The organism is Nocardia sp. NPDC047038 (genome assembly GCF_040644075.1).
Classification (GTDB): domain Bacteria; phylum Actinomycetota; class Actinomycetes; order Mycobacteriales; family Mycobacteriaceae; genus Nocardia; species Nocardia sichangensis.
Map to the genome: position 1 here is coordinate 187,042 of NZ_JBEYVQ010000007.1, position 22,558 is coordinate 209,599.

At 67.7% G+C, this 22,558-nt stretch carries 21 protein-coding genes; 9 read left to right on the top strand and 12 right to left on the bottom strand.

Going from position 1 to position 22,558, the window contains the following annotated elements; translation table 11 throughout:
• The first annotated feature begins 174 nt into the window (after window positions 1-174).
• Both ABZ824_RS23930 and ABZ824_RS23935 read left to right on the top strand, forming a co-directional pair.
• A complete protein-coding gene (locus tag ABZ824_RS23930) occupies window positions 175-1,431 on the top strand; it encodes a cation:proton antiporter (protein WP_356965416.1) in 1,257 nt (418 codons plus the stop codon).
• Window positions 1,428-2,126: an HAD-IB family hydrolase gene (locus tag ABZ824_RS23935; protein WP_356965417.1), complete on the top strand. Its 699-nt coding sequence runs from the start codon at window positions 1,428-1,430 to the stop codon at window positions 2,124-2,126. Before ABZ824_RS23930 ends, ABZ824_RS23935 begins: the two co-directional genes overlap by 4 nt.
• Here the strand turns inward: ABZ824_RS23935 and ABZ824_RS23940 are convergent.
• Window positions 2,123-3,091: a helix-turn-helix domain-containing protein gene (locus ABZ824_RS23940; protein ID WP_355076625.1), complete on the bottom strand. Its 969-nt coding sequence runs from the start codon at window positions 3,089-3,091 to the stop codon at window positions 2,123-2,125. The genes ABZ824_RS23935 and ABZ824_RS23940 overlap by 4 nt on opposite strands.
• Before the next feature lie 106 nt (window positions 3,092-3,197).
• Between ABZ824_RS23940 and ABZ824_RS23945 the strand changes: the two genes are divergently transcribed.
• A complete protein-coding gene (locus tag ABZ824_RS23945; RefSeq protein ID WP_356965418.1) occupies window positions 3,198-4,457 on the top strand; it encodes a KasA/KasB family beta-ketoacyl-ACP synthase in 1,260 nt (419 codons plus the stop codon).
• A 28-nt stretch (window positions 4,458-4,485) separates the two neighbouring features.
• Here ABZ824_RS23945 and ABZ824_RS23950 read toward each other — a convergent pair whose 3' ends face one another.
• The 3 genes from ABZ824_RS23950 to ABZ824_RS23960 form a co-directional block, all read right to left on the bottom strand.
• Window positions 4,486-4,887: a metalloregulator ArsR/SmtB family transcription factor gene (locus ABZ824_RS23950; protein WP_356965419.1), complete on the bottom strand. Its 402-nt coding sequence runs from the start codon at window positions 4,885-4,887 to the stop codon at window positions 4,486-4,488.
• Window positions 4,887-5,543 carry an SRPBCC family protein gene (locus ABZ824_RS23955; RefSeq protein WP_356965420.1) on the bottom strand — a complete coding sequence of 219 codons (657 nt, stop codon included), beginning with the start codon at window positions 5,541-5,543 and terminating at the stop codon, window positions 4,887-4,889. The genes ABZ824_RS23950 and ABZ824_RS23955 overlap by 1 nt, the downstream gene beginning before the upstream one ends.
• Window positions 5,544-5,644: 101 nt before the next feature.
• Window positions 5,645-6,184 (bottom strand): helix-turn-helix domain-containing protein, encoded by a 540-nt coding sequence (locus tag ABZ824_RS23960; protein WP_355076632.1) that lies wholly within the window; start codon window positions 6,182-6,184, stop codon window positions 5,645-5,647.
• Window positions 6,185-6,353: 169 nt separating this feature from the next.
• Between ABZ824_RS23960 and ABZ824_RS23965 the strand changes: the two genes are divergently transcribed.
• Together ABZ824_RS23965 and ABZ824_RS23970 are read left to right on the top strand one after the other, a co-directional pair.
• A complete protein-coding gene (locus ABZ824_RS23965; RefSeq protein WP_356965421.1) occupies window positions 6,354-7,676 on the top strand; it encodes a lipase family protein in 1,323 nt (440 codons plus the stop codon).
• Between the two features lie 738 nt (window positions 7,677-8,414).
• A complete protein-coding gene (locus tag ABZ824_RS23970) occupies window positions 8,415-9,662 on the top strand; it encodes an alkane 1-monooxygenase (RefSeq protein ID WP_356965422.1) in 1,248 nt (415 codons plus the stop codon).
• A 33-nt stretch (window positions 9,663-9,695) separates the two neighbouring features.
• Here the strand turns inward: ABZ824_RS23970 and ABZ824_RS23975 are convergent, their stop codons facing one another.
• From ABZ824_RS23975 to ABZ824_RS23990, 4 genes are all read right to left on the bottom strand, one after another.
• Window positions 9,696-10,601, bottom strand: a complete 906-nt coding sequence (locus tag ABZ824_RS23975; RefSeq protein WP_356965423.1) for a class I SAM-dependent methyltransferase — start codon at window positions 10,599-10,601, stop codon at window positions 9,696-9,698.
• A 359-nt stretch (window positions 10,602-10,960) separates the two neighbouring features.
• Window positions 10,961-12,679, bottom strand: coding sequence for a bifunctional 3-(3-hydroxy-phenyl)propionate/3-hydroxycinnamic acid hydroxylase (locus ABZ824_RS23980; protein WP_356965424.1), 1,719 nt, complete (start codon window positions 12,677-12,679; stop codon window positions 10,961-10,963).
• Window positions 12,676-13,704 carry a VOC family protein gene (locus tag ABZ824_RS23985; RefSeq protein ID WP_356965425.1) on the bottom strand — a complete coding sequence of 343 codons (1,029 nt, stop codon included), beginning with the start codon at window positions 13,702-13,704 and terminating at the stop codon, window positions 12,676-12,678. Before ABZ824_RS23985 ends, ABZ824_RS23980 begins: the two co-directional genes overlap by 4 nt.
• Window positions 13,704-14,534 carry an alpha/beta fold hydrolase gene (locus ABZ824_RS23990; RefSeq protein WP_356965585.1) on the bottom strand — a complete coding sequence of 277 codons (831 nt, stop codon included), beginning with the start codon at window positions 14,532-14,534 and terminating at the stop codon, window positions 13,704-13,706. The genes ABZ824_RS23985 and ABZ824_RS23990 overlap by 1 nt, the downstream gene beginning before the upstream one ends.
• A gap of 207 nt (window positions 14,535-14,741) precedes the next feature.
• On the opposite strand from ABZ824_RS23990, the gene ABZ824_RS23995 reads away from it, so the two are divergent.
• A complete protein-coding gene (locus ABZ824_RS23995; protein WP_356965426.1) occupies window positions 14,742-15,773 on the top strand; it encodes an amidohydrolase family protein in 1,032 nt (343 codons plus the stop codon).
• Between the two features lie 78 nt (window positions 15,774-15,851).
• On the opposite strand, the gene ABZ824_RS24000 is transcribed toward ABZ824_RS23995, so the two are convergent.
• The 3 genes from ABZ824_RS24000 to ABZ824_RS24010 all read right to left on the bottom strand — a co-directional run bounded on the left by ABZ824_RS24000 (window position 15,852) and on the right by ABZ824_RS24010 (window position 18,274).
• A complete protein-coding gene (locus ABZ824_RS24000) occupies window positions 15,852-16,676 on the bottom strand; it encodes an MBL fold metallo-hydrolase (RefSeq protein WP_356965427.1) in 825 nt (274 codons plus the stop codon).
• Between the two features lie 159 nt (window positions 16,677-16,835).
• Complete coding sequence (locus ABZ824_RS24005) at window positions 16,836-17,624, bottom strand: oxidoreductase (RefSeq protein ID WP_356965428.1); 789 nt, start codon at window positions 17,622-17,624, stop codon at window positions 16,836-16,838.
• Window positions 17,625-17,698: 74 nt separating this feature from the next.
• Window positions 17,699-18,274 (bottom strand): TetR/AcrR family transcriptional regulator, encoded by a 576-nt coding sequence (locus tag ABZ824_RS24010; RefSeq protein WP_355076651.1) that lies wholly within the window; start codon window positions 18,272-18,274, stop codon window positions 17,699-17,701.
• Window positions 18,275-18,480: 206 nt separating this feature from the next.
• Here ABZ824_RS24010 and ABZ824_RS24015 point away from each other — a divergent pair, with 206 nt between their 5' ends.
• On the top strand, window positions 18,481-19,938 hold the full coding sequence (locus ABZ824_RS24015; protein WP_356965429.1) for an MFS transporter: 1,458 nt from the start codon (window positions 18,481-18,483) through the stop codon (window positions 19,936-19,938).
• 118 nt (window positions 19,939-20,056) lie between these two features.
• On the top strand, window positions 20,057-20,794 hold the full coding sequence (locus tag ABZ824_RS24020; protein ID WP_356965430.1) for a GNAT family N-acetyltransferase: 738 nt from the start codon (window positions 20,057-20,059) through the stop codon (window positions 20,792-20,794).
• A gap of 303 nt (window positions 20,795-21,097) precedes the next feature.
• On the opposite strand, the gene ABZ824_RS24025 is transcribed toward ABZ824_RS24020, so the two are convergent.
• The gene (locus ABZ824_RS24025) at window positions 21,098-21,229 is read right to left on the bottom strand and encodes a hypothetical protein (protein ID WP_356965431.1); all 132 of its coding nucleotides are present in this window, start codon (window positions 21,227-21,229) and stop codon (window positions 21,098-21,100) included.
• Between the two features lie 98 nt (window positions 21,230-21,327).
• On the opposite strand from ABZ824_RS24025, the gene ABZ824_RS24030 reads away from it, so the two are divergent.
• Window positions 21,328-22,512 (top strand): cytochrome P450, encoded by a 1,185-nt coding sequence (locus ABZ824_RS24030; RefSeq protein ID WP_356965432.1) that lies wholly within the window; start codon window positions 21,328-21,330, stop codon window positions 22,510-22,512.
• Window positions 22,513-22,558 lie beyond the last annotated feature (46 nt).

Genomic DNA, 22,558 nt, shown 5'->3' on the forward strand with positions numbered 1-22,558 from the left:
AGATCACTCTCGACCGTCGCTCGTCGGGCCGGTGCGATATCGTCTGAGCGCAGGCAGTCCATGTTTCGGGGGATTCATACTGCGGTCGACGCGTCACGGAATACCCCGTGCGAGAATCGGATCCGCTCCTCCCCTCGATGTCGGAACGGAGTCGAGGCGTTGCCGAGCGACCAAATGATCTTCTTGTTGTTGGATCTCGTACTGATCGTGGCCGCGGCGCGTGTGCTGGGTTGGCTGGCCGAGCGATTGGGCCAGCCTCCGGTGATCGGCGAGATCGTGGCAGGCGTACTCGCGGGCCCGACGTTGCTCGGGGCGCACTTGTCCGAGACCGTCTTCCCGCACGATATTCGCTCGTATCTCACGGCATTCGCGAACGTCGGCGTGATGATCTTCATGTTCTCGGCGGGCCTCGAGATGGATCTGCGGTCCGTCGCGGGACGGCGACGATCGGTCACCGCGGTCGCGCTGTCGGCCTACCTCACACCGTTCGCGCTCGGTTCCGCCGTCGCGGTGTGGGCGCTGGCCCGGCACGACGGCGGCAACCGGCTGAACTTCGCGCTCTTCATCGGCTGTGCCCTGGCCGTCACGGCGTTTCCGGTGCTGGCCCGCATCCTGCACGACCGCAAGCTGCTCGGCACCCGGCTGGGCCAGACGGCAATGACCTGCGCGGCGTTGGACGACGTCCTCGCCTGGTGCGTCCTGGCGGTGGTCATCGGCATCGCCCGGCCCGGCCTCGGTCACCACTGGCGGTTGCTGTTGTTCGTTCCGCTGGTCGTGGTGTTGTGGTGGGCGGTGCGCCCAGCCCTGGACCGCATCGCGGGCGCCGGATCCGAGAAGAACCCGTCCAACATGGTTTTCGTCGGCGTCTCCGGCGCCCTTCTGCTGGGAGCGACCACCGAATGGATCGGGTTGCACCTGATCTTCGGGGCGTTCCTGTTCGGGGTCGTCTTCCCCCGGCGGCTGCGCGCGGCCGTCGACAGCGGCGCGCAACTGCTGAGCAGCATCTTCCTGCCCGCGTTCTTCGTGGTAGCCGGCCTCCAGGTCGACCTGGGCGGACTGGATCGCACCAGTATCGCCGAGTTCGCGGCGATCATGTTCGCCGCGCTCGCGGGGAAACTCGGCGGTACCTACTCGGCGGCTCGGTTCGGCCGGACCGGCCGGACGGAATCCGCCGCGCTGGCCGCGCTCATGAACACCCGGGGGTTGACGGAACTGGTGATCCTGAATGTCGGGCTCACGATCGGCGTCATCGACCAGCGGCTGTACTCGCTGCTGGTCATGATGGCGTTGATCACCACGGCGATGACGGCGCCGTTGCTGAAACTCTTCGGTGTCCCGCACACCCTGCGCGACGACGGCGCACCCCAGGGCACGGGGAAAACCGAGCGACGCGCGGAATCCGCTGTTCAGACGGAGGCCGCGGCCTCGTGAACCAACCGCACGCGGCTCCCGATCCCGCCGGTGCGCCTGCGGTCGACAACCGCCACGTCCCAGCGGCTTTCGTCGACGTCGACGAAACGTTGGTCCGTGATGTCACCTTCCTGTCCTTGTTCGTCTTCGACGCGCGACGCCGTGCTCAAGGCGAGGAAGCCGACGCCGTGCTCGAGGAGTTCCGCGCGCTGCGCGCGGCGGGGATGAGCCGCGGCGAATCCCATCGGTGGTTCTATCGGCACTGGGCCGGCCGCGAAGTCGCCGAGGTGTCGCGCACCGGCCGTGACTGGTTCGCGTCCCGTGCCGCGGATTCGGCGTTCTTCAATGTCGCGGTGCGGCACCGGTTGGACGAGTTGCGCCGCGCCGGGACTCGCATCGTCCTGGTGTCCGGCTCGTTCGTCCCCGCACTCCACCCGATCGCCGAAGCCGTCGGCGCCACGTCGGTCTTGTGCACGACGCTGGAGACCACGGGCGGCAGATACACCGGTGCGGTGCCCGCGACGATGGTCGGCGCCGACAAGTCCGCGGCGCTGCTGCGTTACGCCGAGCGAACGGCCGTGGACCTGTCGTCCTGCACGGCGTTCGGCGATCACCACTCCGATATCGCGATGTTCGACCTGGTCGGCCACCCGGTCGTCGTCGGCGACACCGACCGGCGGCTGCACGGCTATCCCGCGGAACGGCTGCCCGGCTAGCTTCCCTGCTGCCTTCCGTTGCCGATCGTGAACATGTGCCGATACTGCCCCGGGCTGACACCGAGATGGCGCTTGAACAGAGCCCTGGTGTTCGCCGGGTTCCCGAGGCCGACGCGGTAGCCGATCTGGTCGATCGGGAGTTCGGTCGTCTCGAGCAGTTCCCGCGCCTGGTTCAGGCGCGCGCTGGTGATCCAAACGTGCGTGGAGGTTCCGGTCTCTTGCCGGAATCGCCGTATGAAGCTGCGGCGTGAGAGATTCGAACGCTTGGCGAGATCCTCGAGCGAGTGCCTGCGGTCGAGGTTCGCCAGAATCCACGCCCGTGTCTCGGCGAGCGCGCCGGAGGAGGTCTGCTTGGCGAACTGCCGGGTGTACTGGGCCTGGCCGCCCTCGCGCACCGGGGGCGCCACCAGATCGCGAGCCCGTTCGTTGGCGGCCGCCGCGCCGATGTCTTTGCGCACCACGTGCAGGCAGAGATCGATACCGCTGGTCACTCCGGCGGAGGTCAGCACATCGCCGTCGTCCACGAACAGCCGATCCGCGTGCACCTCGACGTCGGGGTATTCGCTCTGGAGCAACGGAGCGGCCCGCCAATGCGTCGTGGCGGGCCGGTGCGACAGCAACCCCGCGGCGGCCAGCGCGAAAGCCCCGGTACAGATCGACAGCATTCGCGCGCCGCGGCCGTGGGCCGCGCGAAGCGCTCGCAGCACCGGTTCCGGCGGCGGCGTCGCGAAGGACGCGTACCCGGGCACCACCACCGTCTCCGCGTCACGCAGCGCCTCCAGCCCGGCCACCGTCACACACGACAGCCCCGGAACCGAGGTCGCCGCCGTCCGCGAGACCGCGCACACCTCGAGCCGGTAGTTCGGGTCGGATCCGAACACGTCGATCGGGATCGCGGCGTCCAGAAGCACTACTTCATCGGGAATGACCACCGTGACCCGACGCTCTCCCCCATCCGGTTGCATGGCCCGATCGTAGCGGTGAACGGCACTCGGGCTACTACCCCGGTCTTCCGGCGCGCACATAGCCTCGCTCGAGTATGCGAGCCGACAAGCCGAAAGAAGGGGTTTGATGTCCGATTTGACGGACTTCTCGACCAGCAACGGAGGGTTCCGGAGCGTCGTCGTGACCGCTGTCGAGATGTCGACCGCCGTCGGCACCGGCACCGATGCGACATGGAAGGGACTGCTCGCCGGAGAGACCGGAATCGCCAAGGTGCAGGACCCCGATTTCGAGCGTTTCCAGGTGCCCGTCGACATCGGCGGCCAGTTCAAGCTCGATCCGACCGAAGAGCTCAGCCGCGTCCAAAAGCGCCGCATGTCCTACGTCCAGCAGGTCGCCTATGTCATGGGCAAACGGATCTGGGACACCGCGGGCCGCCCGGAGGTCGATCCCGATCGACTCGGCGTCTGCATCGGCACCGGTCTCGGTGGCGCCGACACGATCATCGAGTCCAACGACCTGATGCGGGAATCGGGCTACCGCAAGGTGTCCCCTTTCGCGGTGCCCATGGCCATGCCGAACGGCGCCGCCGCGGTGGTCGGGCTGGAGCTCGGTGCGCGAGCCAGCGTGATCACACCCGTCTCGGCGTGCGCTTCGGGATGCGAGGCGCTGGTCCACGCGTGGCGCTCGATCATCCTGGGGGAAGCCGACATGATCGTGGCGGGCGGTGTGGAAGGCCGCATCAACCCGCTGGCGGTGGCCGGATTCGCGATGATGCGGGCATTGAGCACCCGGATCGACGAGCCCGAGCGCGCGTCGCGCCCGTTCGACCGTGACCGCGACGGTTTCGTCTTCGGCGAAGCCGCCGCGCTGTTCGTGCTGGAGTCCGAAGATCACGCGCGGGCGCGAGGCGCGAAGCCCCTGGCTCGCCTGATGGGGGCGGGCCTGACCGCGGACGGCTACCACATGGTGCTCCCGCATCCGGAGGGCGCCGGAAACATTCGCGCGATGCGCCGCGCGCTGGAAACGGCAGGCCTGAGCGGCAAAGACATCGACCACGTCAACGCCCATGCGACGTCCACCTCGTTCGGCGACCTGGCGGAGGCCAAGGGGATCCGGGCGGCCGTGGGCGACCACCCCTCGGTCTACGCCCCCAAATCCGCGCTGGGGCACTCCGTAGGCGCGGTGGGCGCGGTCGAAGCCGCCTTGACCGTGCTCAGCGTGCGCGACGGTGTCGTGCCGCCCACCTTGAACCTCGACAACCAGGATCCCGAGATCGATCTCGACATCGTGCACGGCAGCGCGCGCACCCAGAACATCGAGTACGCGCTGAACAACTCGTACGGATTCGGCGGCCACAACGCGGCCGTGGTGTTCGGCCGCTGCTGACCGCGGCGACGCCCGGTGCGCCCGCCACTCATGCGTGGCGAGCTCGCCTGCCGGAATCCTCGCCGCCGGTTCGACCGGCCCCGCGGCGCGTGCGTTTTCCACGGGCGATCTCCGTCGCGAGCGCGTCGAGCGGTTGAGCGAAATGGCGCATCGGGTCCGCCAGCCCGGTCAGCCAAGCCCGCGCGGCCTCGATACCGGCGGGGTCGAGGGCGTACAGCCGTCGTGTGCCCTCGGCGCGGACGTGTACCAGCCCGGCGTCGCGGAGCACCTTGAGGTGCTGGGAGACGCCGGGCTGGGAGATCCGCGTGCGCTGCTGCACGGCGGCGACCAGCGCGCCCGCGGGCTGCTCTTCGGCCGCCACCATTTCGAGAAGAAACCGGCGGACGGGGTCGCCGAGCGCCTCGAAGATCTTCGCCGGCGATCGATCCATCAGGACTCGGCGCCGTCCTCCGGGACGACCGTATAGAAATCGATCGTCCGCCGCGCCGCCGAGTTCGCGGCGTCTGGATCGTCACCGTCACTTACGGCCGCCTCCGCCCAGCCGAGAGCCGCCGTCCGGACGAACGTCAGGCCCTCGGGTGTGGTCGGGAAGGCCAGCCCCTCGGCCGGGTCCACCGGATCTCCGCTCGACAAGTGCAGCCCGAGACCCATGAGGGCGAGATCCCAGCCGACGCCCACCGCGCCGGGCCCGTATTGCGCCCAGAACTCGGGGGCGACCGGCGCCTCGTGCAGCAACTCCAATTCGGTGCCGTCCGCGGTCGGCGTGAGAACGACGGTGAGCCAGGAGATCTGCGGTCCCATCTCCCAGGTCACGGCGAACCGCTCCGGCGCGTCGCACTGTTCGACGACGCCGTTGGCGTTGCCTTCGAGCTGATAGCGCCCGCCGACCCGCAGATCACCGCTGATCGGCAGGAACCAGCGCGGAATCCGCTCGGCATCGGTGAGCGCGTCCCAGAGATCCGCTCGATCGGTCGGGTAGTTCCGACGGGCGACAGCTATTCGGGTGGGTACGCCGTCGCGGGATCCGGTGCGGACCTCACGGGTCACGAGCCCGGCGATGGCGGCGGGATCGGTGAGCAACGCCATGACAACCTCCTTGATAAGTTTTCACTTATATTATCGGCGCGCGGCGTGACCGCAAGACCGGTGCGGCGCCACCCCGAGAGACCGGACGCGCGCCGCCCCGATCAGTCGTCTGGAGACAACCCCGCGATCGCGCGCAGCGCGGAGATCATTCCCGCGACCGGGATGCCGGGATCGATCGACCGGAACAGACCCAGCCCAACGCCGAGGGCCAGCACGGCGACGGCGGCTTCGGCCCGGGGCATCGGGGTGTCGAGATCGTCCGTCGCGCGCAAGGCGGCGCCGACCATGCCCACGATGTTGTCGAGCCGGGTCGCCAACTCGGCGCGCAGGTGCTCGTCGCGCCGTGCGTGCACGCTGAACTCCAGTTCGAGATGCGTCCAGTCGGGCTCGCCGACCACCCGTTCGGCCCATTCCGTCATCCGGAGCAGTCGCTGCGCGGCCGTCGGCGCGGCGATGATCTCGGCGACCTCCGCCGCCCGCTCAGCGTGAATTTCGTCGAGCACCGCCAGACACAACTCGTCTTTGGTGCGGAAGTTCGAATACACCGCCCCTTTGGTGAAACCGGCGGCTTTCGCGACCTTGTCCAGAGTCGTGGCCTGAAAACCGTCCTCCAGAAAAAGCCGCTCGGCGGTTGCGATCAAAACAGCGCGCGTCCGCGCCTGGCTCTGCGCCCGGGTCGGCCGGGAACGCCCCGCCCCCGCGAGCCGCCGACACTCATCGCTATTCCCGGACAATTTCGACCCCTTACAGATACTCTCAGTATCCGATTCTAGATGCCAGGGGTATCCCAATCGCAGGAAGGATCGCATCGTGAGGAGCCGAATACTCAGATTGGCCACAGCTTTGACGGGAACCCTCCTCGTGGTCGGGGGTGGGGCCGTCGCCGCCCCACACGCATGGACGGAACCTGCCGCCGAAACCGTCGCCGGCGACGATTTCTACATCCCGCCTGCGGCACCGGCGGGCGCACCGGGCTCCATCATCCGCGCCGAAGGGTCGCGGCTGGCGATCTCGGTCCCCGGCGTCCCAGGGCAGGTCCCCGCGACGTCGACGCGCATCATGTACACCAGCAGCGATACCCACGGTGCCCGCACAGCGGTGACGGGAACCTATCTGGAACCGTCCCAGCCGTGGACCGGTCCGGGCGAACGGCCGCTGATCTCCTACGCGGTCGGCACCAAGGGGCAAGGCGATCAGTGCGCGCCGTCGAAATTGCTGGCGCAATTCATCCAATACCAGCCCCCGTTCGACGTAATCGTCGAATACGACGTACTGGCGATCTACACGCTGCTGGCCCGCGGCATGTCGGTGATGGTGACCGACTACCACGGTCTGGGCACACCGGATGTGCACGACTACCTCAACCGCAAATCTCAGGCCTACGCGGTCCTCGACGCCGCGCGCGCGGCGCTGCAATTGCCGGGCACCAGCTTGAATCCCGGATCGCCGGTCATTCTGTACGGATACTCCCAGGGCGGCATGGCCTCCGCGGGCGCGGCCGAACTGCAGCCGGGTTACGCCCCCGATCTGAACGTGCGGGGCGCCTACGTCGGCGGGCCGGTGGTGGACGACGAGTACTTCATCGCCTTCAACGACGGACGAGCACCGCTCGGACCCGCCTTCGCGTGGATCCTCAACGGCATCGCCGCCAATTACCCCGAGACCCGGCCGGTGCTCGACGCCGAACTCAACGACACCGGTAAGGCGATCATGCGCGAGTCGATGGACAAGTGCGCCGTGCCGCTGGGACTGGCCCAGCAGTTCCCGAATACCTCACAGTGGACCACCAGCGGGCAACCACTGACCGCGGTGATCGATCAGTCCCCGGCGTTGAAGGCGGCGTTCAACGATCAGCGGGTCGGCACGATGACCCCGGGAGTGCCCGTCCTCATCGCCTCGAACCAGGCCGACGAGGGCGCGCCGTACGTGCCCGTGCGCGAACTGGCCGCCGGATGGTGCGGCGGTGGCGCACCCGTCCAGCTGAATGCGAATGCCGAGCTACCCAGCGTCATCACCGGGTTGCGGGTTACCCACGTACTGGCGTTCTTCCCGTCGCTGGGTGCCTCGCAGGACTGGATGACCGAACGGCTCGCGGGCCAGCCCGCGCCGACCAACTGCGGAGCGCTGCCCTGATTTGCGAAAGCACGACCAACTCGGATACCGTCAGTATCTGAATCGGAGATTCGGCGCGCCGCGCCGCGCACAGAAGTTCTGCTCGTAGTGCCGCGAACTTCGTGCACCATGGTCGGCCGCGGTTCGGTTTTCACGACCGAGCCGCGGCCGACTGCCTGCCCGGAGGAGCACAGGCGTCCGTGCGGCAGGCGGAGCCGCACCCCACGGTCTCCCGATGCCCCGGAGCCGGTGCATTGATTTGCAGAAAATTTGCTGTTGATCTTCGCTAGCTGGGTCGAAATCGGGACGGAAAGGTGCGGATGTCGGAGTTGGCTCACCCCCGCCGACCTGAGCCACTCAGGTGTGCGCAACGGTGACACTCGGACATCTGGCACGAATCGACCCGCGTCGGATCCGGCAACTTCGACCGTCCGAAGGCCGGCTGTCGAACCTCGGCTGTCGAAATCCGCAGCGCTTCCAGACAGTCGACGTCACAGCGGCGAACAAGCACACCGTTGCCGATCCCGTCCACGCCACACCGAGCCGAACAGGCGACACACGCGAGACGGGGCCCGAAAACCTCCCCACCGATCGGGCGTCGGACCGTGTGCGCATGATGAGGATTGCCCGCTCAGGCAGCGGTTTCCACGGTTCACCACCACCTGGCGAACTTCCAGTTATCCTGGATTGGCGCGCATGGTTCAGGTGTTGTCCGCAGTCGGAACTGTCGGTTGAGTGTCGTCCTCACGGATCGGCGAGATGACTATGACGATCTTCGAGCACACGCGAGCCCGCGACCCCAAGCGGTACCTCTGGATTCTCGGCTTGATCGCCCCGGGTTGCGCACTGCTGCCTTCCACGTTGGTGGCACACACCGGACTGGAACTGTTCTGGTGGATCGGCCCGATCATCGTGCTGGTGGTGATCCCGTCGCTGGACTGGTTCATCGGCGACGACGGAAGCAACCCGCGCGACGAAGACTACGAAGCGCTGTCCAACGATCGTTATTACCGGTGGTGCACCTTTCTGTTCCTGCCGATGCAATTCATCGGCCTGCTCATCGCCGGCTATATGTGGGCCAGCCATGAGCTGAGCCTCGCCGACAAGCTCGGCTTGGCGGTCACTCTCGGCTTCGTCTCGGGTATCGGTATCAACGCCGCCCACGAACTCGGCCACCGCGCCGAACATCTCGAACGGTGGCTGGCCAAGATCGCGCTCGCGCAGTCCGGGTACGGACATTTCTTTGTCGAGCACAACCGCGGCCACCACGTTCGCGTCGCCACGCCCGAGGACCCGGCCAGCGCCCGCTTCGGCGAATCGCTGTGGCAGTTCCTGCCGCGCACCATGATGGGCGGGTTCCGGTCGGCACTGGCGCTGGAACGCACGCGCCTGGCCCGTAACGGCAAACGTTGGTTCAGTCCCGGTAACCATTTGTTGCAGGCCTGGGCGATGAGCGCGGTGCTGTTCGGCGGCCTGATCGTGACCTTCGGCCCCGTTATCACGCCGTACCTCGCCATTCAGGCGCTCATCGGCGCGGGCCTGCTGGAAACCGTCAACTACGTCGAACACTACGGACTGCTGCGTACCCGCAGACCCGACGGGCGTTACGCTCGCTGCTCGCCGCGCGACAGCTGGAACAGCGACCGCCTGGTCACCAACATCTTCCTGTTCCACCTCCAGCGCCACAGCGACCACCACGCCAACCCCGGCCGCCGCTATCAGACCCTGCGCAGCTGCGACGTGGCGCCGCAACTGCCCGCCGGCTACGCCACCATGGTCGTGCTCGCCGCGATCCCCCCGCTGTGGCGTGCGGTCATGGACCCCCGCGTCCTCGCCCACTACAACGGCGACATGACGCTCATCAACCTCAAGCTCCGCAGACGCAGGCTACCGCTGCCCATCCGGTACCCGCGCGATGACGTGCGATGGGCCGCGGACCCCGGCACGCACGGCATGAGCCCGTCGACCGGCGACGACGACCTGTTCCCCACGGAGGCGAATCGCTGATGCGGCCGCCGCCCGGCAGGCGAGGGTACGGATTCAGTGCGGCGGGCGCCGAGCGTCGGGTTTGAGACAGGTGAACTGCATGACGTCGGTATGCCCGCGGCGGAAGTACTCGGCGGAACCGGTCAGATACCGGATATAGGCGTTATAGGTGTCCCGCCCGGCGAGCTCGATAGCCCGGTCCCGGTTTTCGTGGAGGGCGTCGGCCCAGCAGTCCAGTGTCGTGGTGTAGTGCGGTCCCAGTGCCTGGATGTCGGCGACGGTGAATCCGGCGTCCTCGGCGTATTCGGTGACCCCTTTGGGATGATGACCGGTCGGCAGCGGAAGCTCACCGCCGGGGAAGATGGTCTCGCGCAGAAATCGCAAGAACGCGAAGTCGTCGCTGGTGATCTGGGTACCGTGTGCCCGCAGATGTTCGCGGCTGTAGCTGACCACGGTCTGCAACAGCAGCACCCCGTCGGAGGGCATGATCCGGTAGGCGAAATCGAAGAACTCTCCGTAGCGGTCCACCGGCAGGTGTTCCAGCGCTCCGATGCAGACGATCCGGTCGGCGCGCCGGTCGAAGTCCTCCCAGCCCTGCACGCGCACCCCACCGTACGGACGGCCCCGGATCAGCCGGTCGACGAGCATGTCCCGCACGTATCGGTACTGGTTACGGCTGCGGGTCAGCCCGATCGTGTTCACCCCGTAGGTGTCCATGGCGCGCAGCATGGTGGAGCCCCAGCCACAACCGACGTCCAGCAGGGCCATTCCCGGCTGCAGATCGCACTTGGCCAAGGCCAGGTCGATCTTCGCCGTCTGGGCTTTTTCCAGGGTGTCGTCAGGGTGGGACCAGAAAGCACAGCTGTAGGTGCGGGTCGGGTCGAGGAAGAGCCCGAAGAACTCGTCCGGCAACTCCTCGCGGGAGAGCACCTCGTGGTAAAGGGGGGCGTGAACACTCATGATGGCGGATCTTTCGCACGAACCGGCACTGCTGTTCAGCGGAAGCCGCCGGGCGGCTTCCTGCCGGGTACGGACCACGATGTGAACGCACCGACCACGCGCTGCCGACGGAGACGACCACGCTGTTTCCCGTGGCCGGCCTCGGCCGACACATCTTCACGCTACCTCGCTCCACGAGAGCACGTCCTAGAACGGTCCATCTCGGCAAACTCGCGGCCAATCGCGACTCGCCCGACTCCCTGAGGCCGGATCGGGCGGCAAGGCAGCGCGCGGGCCTCGGACCGGCAGCCCGATGCGATGCCGGTGCGTCCGGGCCGCTGCCACCCCGGCCGCAGCTGTGAACATGCCGCGCGAGGTTGTCAGGCCTGCTCGTACTGCGCGCGGGTGTCGGGCTGTTCCGCTCGCGACATCGGAAAGATGCCCAGTTGCCGTGCGAGTTCGGTGACCAATGACGCGCCGTGCCCGGCCGCGGCGGCGCCGAAGACGAATCGGTCGGGGCGCAGCACGAGGACGCCGCCGGGGCGCAGTCCGGCCTTGCCGAACCAGCGGGTCAGAGTGCCTGTGTGGTCTTCGATGTCGGTGACGTCGTCGCGGCCGTCGCCCGGTTTGCCCTGCGGGCGTCCACCGAGCGGATACACGGTGACGAAGGCGGCGTCGAGACCACGCAGGAATGCCAATTGCTCCGGCCCGAAGGCTCGGCGCGGATCGGTGCCGTAGCCCAGGACCGCGAATCCGATGCCCAACGCCTCGTCCAAGCGCCGGTGACGTCCGTTGTAGTCGCGGATGTCCGGTTGCGGGGCAAGGGTTCCCTCGATACCACGCAGCACGCGCCGGGGCAGACCGAGATAGGCGCCGCGACGGAAGCGCGGCCGCGGTTTCATTTTCGCGCCGCGGATCCAGCCGCCGAGCCCCGGCACCCGCAGCGCGGTGGTGAGCCCGATGTCCCTGGCCGCCGCGAGCAGCTTGTTGTCGAGCGAGACGATCTGCTTGTTCAACACCGACAGATCGATCATCGCCTTCGCGTGCGGCCTCCGCTCGGACTCGTAGCTGTCCAGGATGTCCAGCGCCGCACCGTGTTCGATGATCGCGGTCAGCTTCCAGGACAGGTTGTCCGCATCGCGCACTCCGGAATTCATGCCTTGACCGATGAACTGCGGGGTCATGTGCGCGGCGTCGCCCGCGACGAGGATCCGCCCGTCGCGCCAACGATCGGCGACAACCGCGTTGAAGGTGTATACGAGTTTGCGCAGCACCTCCACTTCGTCCGGGTCGACGAAGCGTGCGATGTAGCGGCGTACGGTCTCCGGGTCCTCCATCTCCGCTTTGGTCTGGGATTCCGACAGCATGAACTCGAACCGGTGATGCCGGTCCGGCTGCGGGCAGGACACGATCGGCAGTTCCGGGTCGCACACGAAGTTGAAATACGGCAGATGCCGGAACGCATCGACACCGTCACGGGCTCTCAGATCGACGACCAGCCACCGTTCCGGAAAACTGGTGCCGGACATCTCGATACCGAGCTTGGTGCGCACCACGCTCCGGCCGCCGTCGCAGCCGACCAGGAACTTCGCCCGCACCCGTTCGGCCGTGCGCGGATCGGTGTCCGCCGGGCGCTTGCCGTAGCCCGTACCCCGGCATTCGGCGTGCTCGACGTGCACGCCGTCGGCATCCTGGTCGAAGTCGACCGCCTCGCGACCGCGCCGCACCGTGACGTGCGGATAGCGGTCGAGTGCCCGTTCGAGCGTGTTCTCCAGATACGGCTGGTACAGGAAGTTGACCACGGGCCAGCCCAGCGGCCGGTCGGTCTGATGGAACTGCGCCAGCACCGAGCCGTCCCCGCGCACCCACTGCACGGTCGAATCGACGTTCATGTCCGCCGCCAATTCGTCCGCGGCCCCGGCGGTCTGGAAGACCCGCATGCCTTCGTCATCGGTGTACACCGCGCGGGCCATCCCGTAGTATTCCGGCTCCCGTTCCAGCACCAGCACTCGCACCCCTCGCCGTCCCAGCAGGTTGGCCAGGGTCAAACCGGTCGGGCCGAGGCCGACCACCACCACATCGACATCGAAGTCGCTCATCGCGACAGTCCTCCCGTCAGTTCGGCGACAGTGGGTTCCGGAGTCCTGATGGTCCGCAGGGCTTGCCGGAACTGGGCGAACTTGTCCAGCACCGTCTCCCCCACCGTGGTGTGGCCCCAGATGCTGATGCCCTGATAGGTGCTCGGTTCCCAGGTCGATTCCAGTTCCGGGCCGATCACCACCGGATTCCAGCCGACCTCCAGCTCGAAACCGGACGGCGTCACGCAATAGAACGACAATTCGCGATCGTTGGTGTGCTGGCCGACCGACCACGCCATCCGGAAACCCAGATCGGTGACCCGGCCGAACGCGGCCAGCATGTCCTCCAGGCTCGCGGACTGGATATTGATGTGCTGCACCCGAGTTCGCAGCGGATCGATCTTCATCCCGCGCAGGTTCGCGATCGCGATCGAATGGTGACGCTCGTTCACTCGCAAGAACCGGATCTTCATCGTCAAGCCGGAGATGTTTTCGTCGATGTAGTCCGTCAACCGCGCGTCGAACACCGTGTCGTAGTAGCCGCGCATCGACTCCGGTTCACGGGACACGATCGCCACGTGGCCCATCCCCGCCTCCCCGGTGACCCAGCCGGAACTGAGCATCCGCAAGGGTTCCGGACTGGTCACCGGCGTTGTGAAGATTTCGGTGGCGATGCCCTTGGGGCCGGGGAAGCGCCACAGGCGCTGCACGCCGCGCGCGGCCGCCTGCTCGGCGGTGCCTTCCTCGATCGGCACGCCGCGGTCGCTGACCCGGGCAAGGATGCGGTCGAAGGTCTCGTGGTCGTCCACCTGCCAGCCCAGCGCGGTGACGTCCTCGGCCGTGCCGTGCCGGATGAGGAAGCGGCAGGCGTGGTCGTCCAGACGGAAGCGCAACACGTCGGTGTCCAGCTCGTCGACGTGCATCCCGATGGCCGACCCGCCGAACCGGCGCCAGTCGGCCAGTCGCCGCGAATGCACGACGACATAGCCCAGATGCACCGCGCCGAACACCGACCCACCGGTTGCCCGGCCCGTGCGCTCGCTCATCACGCCGCTCCCAGGAACGCGGCGGCCAGCGCGTTGAACAGCTCCGCGCGCTCCCACTGCACCCAGTGGCCGGTCTCCGCCGCCAGGTACAGATCACAGTTGGGCATCCGCTCGGCGAGCATGCGCCCACCGTCGGGCCGGTTCACCTTGTCCTCGGCGCCCCAGATCACCAGCGTCGGATTGCGCACGCCCGGCAACCGGGCGTCGCGGGTGAAATCCATGCGCCACAGCGTTCGCAATGCCGACGGTCCCGAGGGACGCCGCAAGGGCGGATCGGCGAGCACGTCGGGATCGAGACTGGCCCGATAACGGTCGTCGATGATCTCCTCGGTGACGCCGCTGGCATCGTGAACCAGATACTCGCGGATGAACTCGGCCAGCTTGGCCCGGCTCGGGCCGTCACCGCCGTAATAGGACAGCAGCGACTGCAAGCCTTTGGTCGGCAACGCGCGCGTGGTGCCCACCCCACCGGGGCCCATGAGGATCAGCTTCCGCACCTTCTCGGGTCGGTCCATGGCCAACCGCAGCGCGGCCGCTCCCCCGTAGGAGTTGCCGATCAGGTGTGCCGAGTCGATATCGAGGGCGTCGAGCAACCCACCGACCGCCGCGGCCAAGTCGCCGAACGGATCGGACTGGTCGATGCGCTTGGTCGAGCGCCCGTAGCCGGGCATGTCCGGAACGATCACCCGGAAACGCCGGGCCAGCGCCTCGATGTTGCGGGAGTAGTTCGACCTGCCGCTGGCTCCAGGTCCGCCCCCGTGCAAGAGCACCACGGCGGCGCCCGCGCCTGCTTCGCTGTAGAAGATGTCTCGATTGCCGACCCGGATCATCCGCCCGGTCTCGGCGGCACTGTCGGTTGTCACCACTACCTCCCAGATCGTTGATCTGATGTAATCATCAGTTATGTAGAAATAGTCTGTCAAGCAACAATGATGAAATCATCAGAATTGCTTGCGCAACGCCCCGGGGGTGCGCCAGAGTGAGGGTCCGGACCTCTTCGAGCCCGGTGCGCCCGGAGAAAGGACTACTGGAACCCCATGAATCGCATCGACGTGCATCAGCACCTGATCCCGCCGGACTATGCCGAAGCGCTGCGGGCGCACGGTGTGACCGCCCCGGGCGGGCGTGCACTGCCCGAGTGGAGTCCCGAGGCGGCGCGTGCGTCGATGACGCGGGCCGGGATCGCTTCGGCGGTGCTGTCGGTGTCGACGCCCGGCACCACCTTCCTGGCCGACCCGGCACAGGCGGCCGCACTCGCCCGCTCGGTCAACGACTACACCGCCGCGCTGGCGCAGGCCGAACCCGGCCGGTTCGGGTTCTTCGCCACCCTCGCCATGCCCGACGTCACCGCTGCCGCCGACGAGGCTCGACGCGCCCTCGACGACCTGCACGCCGACGGCGTCGTGCTGCTCGGCAACGCGGCGGGGACCTACCTGGGCGAGGACGGGCAGGACGACCTCTTCCGGGTGTTGGACCGGCGATCGGCCGTCGCGTTCGTCCACCCCGCGGACCTGCCCGCGCCCGCCGTGCCGAGCGTCGCGCCGTTCGCCGCGGATTTCCTGCTCGACACCACCCGCGCGGCGTACCTGCTCGTGCGCAACGGCATTCGGCGGCGCTATCCCAACATCCACTTCGTCCTCGCCCACGCAGGCGGGTTCGTCCCCTACGCCGCACACCGCATGGCACTGGCCATCTTCAACGACACCGGGCGCAGCCCGCTGGACATCCTGGACGACTTCGCCGGGTTCTATTTCGATACCGCCTTGTCGGCGAGCGCGGCGGCACTGCCGTCCCTGCTCGCGTTCGCCGAACCCGGTCACGTGCTCTACGGCAGCGACTGGCCCTTCGCGCCCGAACCCGCCGTGCACTATTTCAACGCCGGGCTCGACACCTTTCCCGGATGCGACGACAGCACGCGGCGAAAAATTCAGCGCGACAATGCCATCGCGCTGTTCCCCCGCTTCGGTGCGACCGCGCCGGCGCCGGAGCCACCGCTGCTCGCCAGGGCACGGACGAGCCTTCGGCGCAAACTCTTCCGCAGCGTGGCGCGGGCGATCGCCCGGCGCTGAACCCGGCCTTCGGCGCCGGCCGTCGCACCGATCCCTCGGTGTCGGATCATAGGCGCGTGCCGCTCCGGGCGTCGGGTGTCAACCGCGAAGTCGTTCGAACTCCGTCGCACAGTGGGCGGAGAAGACCGTCACCGTGCCGCCGTTGTCGCGGACGAGTTCCCGCAGCCGCTGCTGATTCTCGATGCGGGACTGTCGCCGAGTGTCCACGTACCACTGGAAGATGCGCGCGCCCAACGGCATCGACGGCTTCGCACGCATCTGCCCGTGATAGGTGTATGCGTCACCGGCGTGCAACAGCCAGCCGTTTCCGGTGTCGACCGCGACGCCGACATGACCGCGCGTGTGTCCGGCCAGCGGAACCATGAGGACTTCCGGCGGCAGCCCCCGCAGTTCACGCACCGCCTGGAACCCGAACCAGCGCTCCGCGTCGCTGTCGGTTTCGTCGTAGACCGACCACTCGGGTCCGTGTTCGAATTGCACCGGCCGATACCGCAACTTCTCGCGCCTGCCGAAGGGGCCCGCGACGGCATCGAGTTCCGCCCGGTGCACATGCACGGTGGCCTGCGGGAAATCGGCGAGGCCACCGGCGTGATCGAGATCGAGGTGCGTGACGATGACGTCGCGGACATCGTCGCGGGAGAAGCCCAGCGCCTCGACCTGCCGTGCGATCGGCTGGTCCAGAACCGGATTCGATTGCCGGATGAGTTGACGCCCCACCCAGGCATCCGGCCGCGACAGCGCCTGCTCGCCGTAACCCGTGTCGACCAGGACCAATCCAGCGGAGTGCTCGATCAACAAACAGTGGCAAGCTCCGGCGGCCGTACGCCGAAACCCCGGTCGGCCGTCGAACAAACGGCCTCCGAAGGGACGAGTTCCCCCGGCATCCAAATGATGGACACGCACCAGTCCGCTCCTATCCGCGCCGTCCGACCAGCCACGCTACATGCTGACACTTCCGGACGCGACAGATACCGGCGAAGCTCGTGATACCAAGTGCGCGAACGTATTCGACGCGGAAGACCATGCGACGGGAGCGCGAGAGCACTCCCGCCGCGGACCTCGTCAGGCGATCTTCAAGGTGCCTCCGTCGATGACGTAGTCCGCACCGACGATATTCGCGGCTTTCGGTGACGCGAGGAAGGCGACGAGAGCGGCGACCTCCTCCGGCTCGCTGATCCGGCCGGAGGCGATGCCGAACTGCTCGGGCACGGCCGCGAGCAGTTCCTCCTGCGAAAGCCCCTGCGCGGCGGCGAACTTGGCGCCGACGCCATCGGGTCCACGCCACAGCGGCGTGCCGACCACGCCGGGAGAGACGGTGTTGACCCGCACTCCGCGCGGCCCGAACTCCTCGCTGAGCCGCTTGGTGAGCGCGGTCAACGCGGCCTTGGCCTCGCTGTAACCGACCGGGCCCGCGGCGGGCAGATGCTTGTTGATCGATGAGATGGTGACGATCGAGCCGCGCCGTTCCAGCAGGCTGGGCAGGGCCGCACGGGTGACCCAGATCGCGCTGAACAGATTCAGGTCGAACAGCTCGCGCCACTGCGCGTCATCGACCTCGAGGAATCCGCCCAACTCCAGGCGCGCGGCGTTCACCGCGCCGACGTTGTTGATCACGATATCGACGCCGCCCAGTTCTTCGAGGGCGGCATCGATCAACCGAGTCGCCCCATCGGAAGTGGAGAGGTCGACGGGAACGGCCGCGACACTGGCCTTTTCGAGCTCGGGGGTGATGGTGCGCGCGGCGCCGACCACCCGGACACCTTCGGCGGTCAACGCCTCCGCCACCGCGAGGCCGATGCCGCGACTGGCGCCGGTGACGACGGCGGTCTTGCCGGACAGTTCGAGATCCATGAGGGAACCTTTCTTTCTTGAACTACAGGTCAACAATATGGGCAGCAAGCGGGCCGACGGTCGGGCATCGGAATTCAGAGGCTGGTCAAAGCGGTATCGATGACGCGATGCAACGTGGGCGCATCGTAGGTCTTGGCCATCACTCGCAGGCCGACGATGGTGTTCATCAAGAATTCGGCCGCCGCCCGAGGGTCGGCCCCGGCGCGCACGTCACCGTCGCGCCGCCCCTGATCGATGCGAGCCTCCAACGCTCCGATCACACGGTCCTGCATGGCGCGGACCGCGCGGGTGATCTCCGGGTCGTGTCCGCCCAGTTCCATGGCGGTGTTCACCGCCAAGCAGCCGCGCCGAACCGGCTGGGCCAGGTCGGAATCCACCAGACCGCACAGGAACGTGGCCAGACAGTCGCGAGTGGAACCCGGGCGGGACAGGATCTCGGCGGCCAGCTCGGCACCGAGCCGGTCGTAGCGATCCAAAGCCTGGTCGAACAACGCGCGTTTGCTACCGAAAGCGTGGTAGAGACTCCCCTTGCCGACTCCGGTGGCCTCGGCCAGCTGCGCGGGCGAGGTGTTGGCGTACCCATGGGTCCAGAACGCCTCCATGGCCCGCTCCACCACCGTGTCCGGATCGAAGTTGCGCGGCCTGCCCATGATCCGAACCGTAATAGTTTTCGACCGGCAGGTCAAGAAAGCGTGTGATTCGGCGCCCCTCCGGCCCGCCTGCCGGGCATCGGCCATGAGATCGGGGCGATCCTAAAGCTTCCGATCGATTCGTCGCGGCTCGATACTTCCGGCATGCATGCGACGACCACCGGCGGCCGGATCAGGCCGCACGGTGGTGCGGGACAGGTGCCGAGTTGAGGCACTCACCGCAATCCTCGGTCACCCGCCCACCGGTCATCCGCGATCGGGCTGCCGCTCTCTGGTGCTGCCTGGGGGCGGGCTTCGCGACGCTGCTCGACTCCGCGGCGGTCGCTTTCACGGCGCCGGACGTGCGGTCGACGCTCGGTCTGGCGAACTCGGACGTGCAGTGGTACCTGGCGTCGTACTCGCTGACCTTCGGCCTCGGGCTCGCCCCCGCCGGGCGGCTCGGCGACGCGTACGGCCGCCGCAACCTGTTCGTCGCCGGACTCGGGCTGTTCCTCGTGGGCGCCGTCGTCTCCGCGTTCGCCCCCGGCGCGTGGCCGCTGATCGCGGGCCGGTTGGTGCAGGGCTTCGGCGCGGGGGTGATCAGCGCGCAGGTGCTCGGCGTCATCCAGGACGTCTTCACCGGAGCCGCCCGCCTGCGCGCTCTCGCTGCGTACACCACCGCGGGCGCGCTGGCCGCGATCGCCGGGCCGGTCCTCGCCGGAACGGCACTCTGGATGCTGCCGCCGGATCTGGGCTGGCGCGCCGTACTGGTGCTGCCCGTGCCGTTCACGCTCGCGACGGTCGCGCTCGGCCTCCGCGGGCTCCCTCGCGACGTCCGTGGGCGCCGCTCGACCGATCTGGACCTCCCAGGGATCGCGGCGCTCGGACTGCTCGTCGTCATCGTCACGATCCCCGTCATCGATCCGGGTCTCCCCGCCCCAGCGGTCGCCGCCATCGTCGTCGCGAGCGGCCTTCTCGTCATCGGACTGGCCCTCTGGGAGCGCGCATACGCCCGCCGCGGCCGCCTGCCGCTGTTCGCGCCGCCGTTGATGCGTTCCCGGGGCTACGTCACGGGAAATGTGGTGGCGCTGCTGTGGTTCGGATCGATGCTCGCGTTCACCACGGTGAAGACGGTGTACTTCCTCCAGGTCCACAAGATCCCCGCACTGGTGGTCGCGCTGGCACTGATTCCCTCCGCGCTGGCCCGGATCTTCGCGGCGCGTTGGGGGCAACGGCTTTTCGCGGTGCACGGGTCCGTGGTCGTAGCCTACGGGCTCGTCGTCCAAACCGCCTGCATGGCGGCGACCGCCGCCACGACACTGTTCCTGGACGGGTGGATTCTGTTCCTCGTGCTGGCCGCGATCCAAGTCGCCTGCGGTCTCACCAGCGGCGTGGTGGAGCCGCCGCTGCGGGCGGTGACACTGGCGTTCTCACCCTCGTCGTTGCACGGGGTGGCCGCGTCCTTCCTGCAGTTGACGCAGCGGCTGTCGGCCACGTTCTGCATCGCCATGACCACCGGCGTACTACTGGCATTCGGTGGAACCGCGTCGTCGGCGTCACTTGGCTGGGCGGTGCTGCTGTGCTTCGCGGCCTCGGCCCTGGCGACAGTGGCGGCGTTCGCGCCCGACTTCCGCACCGGCGCGAATACGCCGCGGACATCGATGGTTTCGACACACGCGCGATGACTCGCCCGCGCCTCCACGCGGGTCGATGCATCGGAATCGCGGTGAGCGCAACCCGTGTCGGGTGATCGTGCGCCTCGCTAACGTTCTCTCGTCGGACGCTGTTGTGGAGGAGTACGCGGTGACCACTGATTCGATTGTCGACGTCGATACCTCGCTACACCCGCTCGACGACCCGGTGCGGGCGTCGCTGCGTGGCGAACACCGCCGGTTCGCCGGCTGGGTGGGCCGGATCGGCCGCTACGACCCGGAGGTCGCCAGGTTCGTCGGCCACCCGCCGGTGCTGGACGACCGAGACTGGGCCGACCTGGCCACACTTCTCGGGCCGGGCGGCAGCACCGCGTTGCGCGGCTACGGCCACGTGCCGCCCGACGGCTGGACGGTCCTGAACCACATGGACTCGGTGCAGATGGACGGCACCGCCCTGCGCGTCGCCCACGATCCGGAACTGGAACGGCTCACCGCGGCGGACGTGCCCGAGATCCTCGAGCTGATCGCTCGCACCCGACCCGGCCCATTCGCTCCGCGGACCATCGAGATGGGCACCTATCTGGGGCTGCGGGTCGACGGCAGACTGGTGGCGATGGCCGGGGAGCGCATGCACCCGCCGGGCTGGACCGAGATCAGCGCCGTGTGCACCGACGGCGGATTCCGTGGCCGCGGCTTCGCCACGCGCCTGGTCCGCGCGGTCGGCGCGGGCATCCGTGCGCGGGGTGAGACACCGTTTCTGCACGCTTCCGCCGGCAATACGTCGGCGATCCATTTGTACGAGACGCTGGGATTCACGCTGCGCAAACGTTCGAAATTGACTGTCGTGCAGACCCCTGCGCAGTCGTCGCCCACGAGTGCCATGGTTTGACGCACCACGTCGGGGGTGATCAGTTCACGCTTTGTTAGAGATGCGTTTACAAATATTCATGCCCGGGAAGAACGTCGCGGAGGCGAATGTCTCGCGGGGCATGACTGTCTCGAATTGCTCGCGCTGCGAAGGACGACAGACCTGGGTATGCTCCCCTCGTTAGTCGAATTACGCTGCGGTCGAACACTTTTGGCGGACCGGTCGGTATGACGGCCGGGTTCGGCCGCGGCACCGAATGCCGGCGGCGTAAGCAGGGGAGTTCAGAAGTGTCGAGGTGGCACCGGGTACACGGATCGCCAGGATTCACGATCCGATCGGCAGGCCTGCGACTATTTGCACCCAGTGCGTGTCGTCGGTCTCGCGCACACGCTTTGCTTCGGTAGCCGACCCGGCTATTCCGCGCAGGGCCGGATTCGCGTACGCCAGAGAGGTCATGCGGAATCCGCTCTCGATCGTGCATTTCCTTTCCAGGAGCCTGTCTTGACTGATCCCTCGTCTCTTGCGCTGCCCTTCGATCGCCACGGTGCGCGCGGGTGAAGCTGTATTCGAACGAGTTCGCGGCCGACCCGCACGCCGCATACCGGCGGATGCGCAGCGATCACGGCCCGCTCGTCCCGGTCGAAGTAGCGCCGGAGGTGCCCGCGACATTGATCATCGATTACCGCACGGCATTGGACGTGCTCACCGACGCCGTGCATTTCTCGGCCGATCCCAGCGAATGGGAACAGAACGTGCCGGAAGGATGTCCGGTGCCGTGGGCGATGCGCTGGCGGCCGGACGCGTCGCGGACGGCGGGAGAGGAGCATGCTCGCTACCGGAACGCCGTCACCGGCAGCCTCGATCGCATCGACCTGCACACGCTGCGCGACACCGTGGAACGCACCGCGCTGTCGCTGATCAACGGTTTCTGCGCGGCCGGTTCGGCGGATCTGCTCAGCCAGTACGCGATCCCGCTCACCGTCAGGGTGCTGGAAGAGGTATTGGGATTCCCGCCGGAGGTCCGGCAGAACGCCTACACGGCGATGATGAGCCTGCGGGACGCCGCCGACGCGGCCTCGGCGGAGGCGAGCCATCGAACGCTCGCCGCGGCGATGCTCGAGGTGATCTCGGCCAAACGCGCGGCGCCCGCGGCGGATGTGGCGTCCTGGCTGGTACAGCATCCGGCTCGGTTGAGCGAAACCGAACTCGTGCAGCAGATGGCCTCGTTGTACACCACGGGCGCCGAACCGACGTGGAACCTCATCGCGGTCACCGTGCTGTTGCTGGTGACCGATGAACGATTCGGCGGCGAACTGCTCGGCGGAGCGCTGTCCACCCGGGACGCCATCGACGAGGTGCTGTTCACCGATCCTCCCACTGCGAATTCCTGCGTGCGATACCCGAACCAGCCGCAGATCGTCGGGAATGTGTGGCTGCCCCAGCACCAACCGGTGTTGATCGGTTTGGCGGCGTGCAACAACGATCCCGCGGCGGTGGCAGGCGAGCGCCAGGGCAACCGGTCGCACCTGGCCTGGGGCGCCGGGCCACACACCTGTCCTGCCCAGTCGGTCGCCATGGTCATCGTCCAGGAAGCGCTCGACCAACTGCTGGACGCCCTTCCGGAGATCCGGCTGTCGGTCCCCGCCGACGAACTGGAGTGGCTGCCGAGCTCCTTCCACCGCGCACCGGCGGCCGTTCCGGTGACCTTTCCGGCGTCTCCGCCCCTGGCGTTCGTTTGACAGCGATGGGGCGGGTCGCGGTGCGAGGCAACGCACCTCGACTATC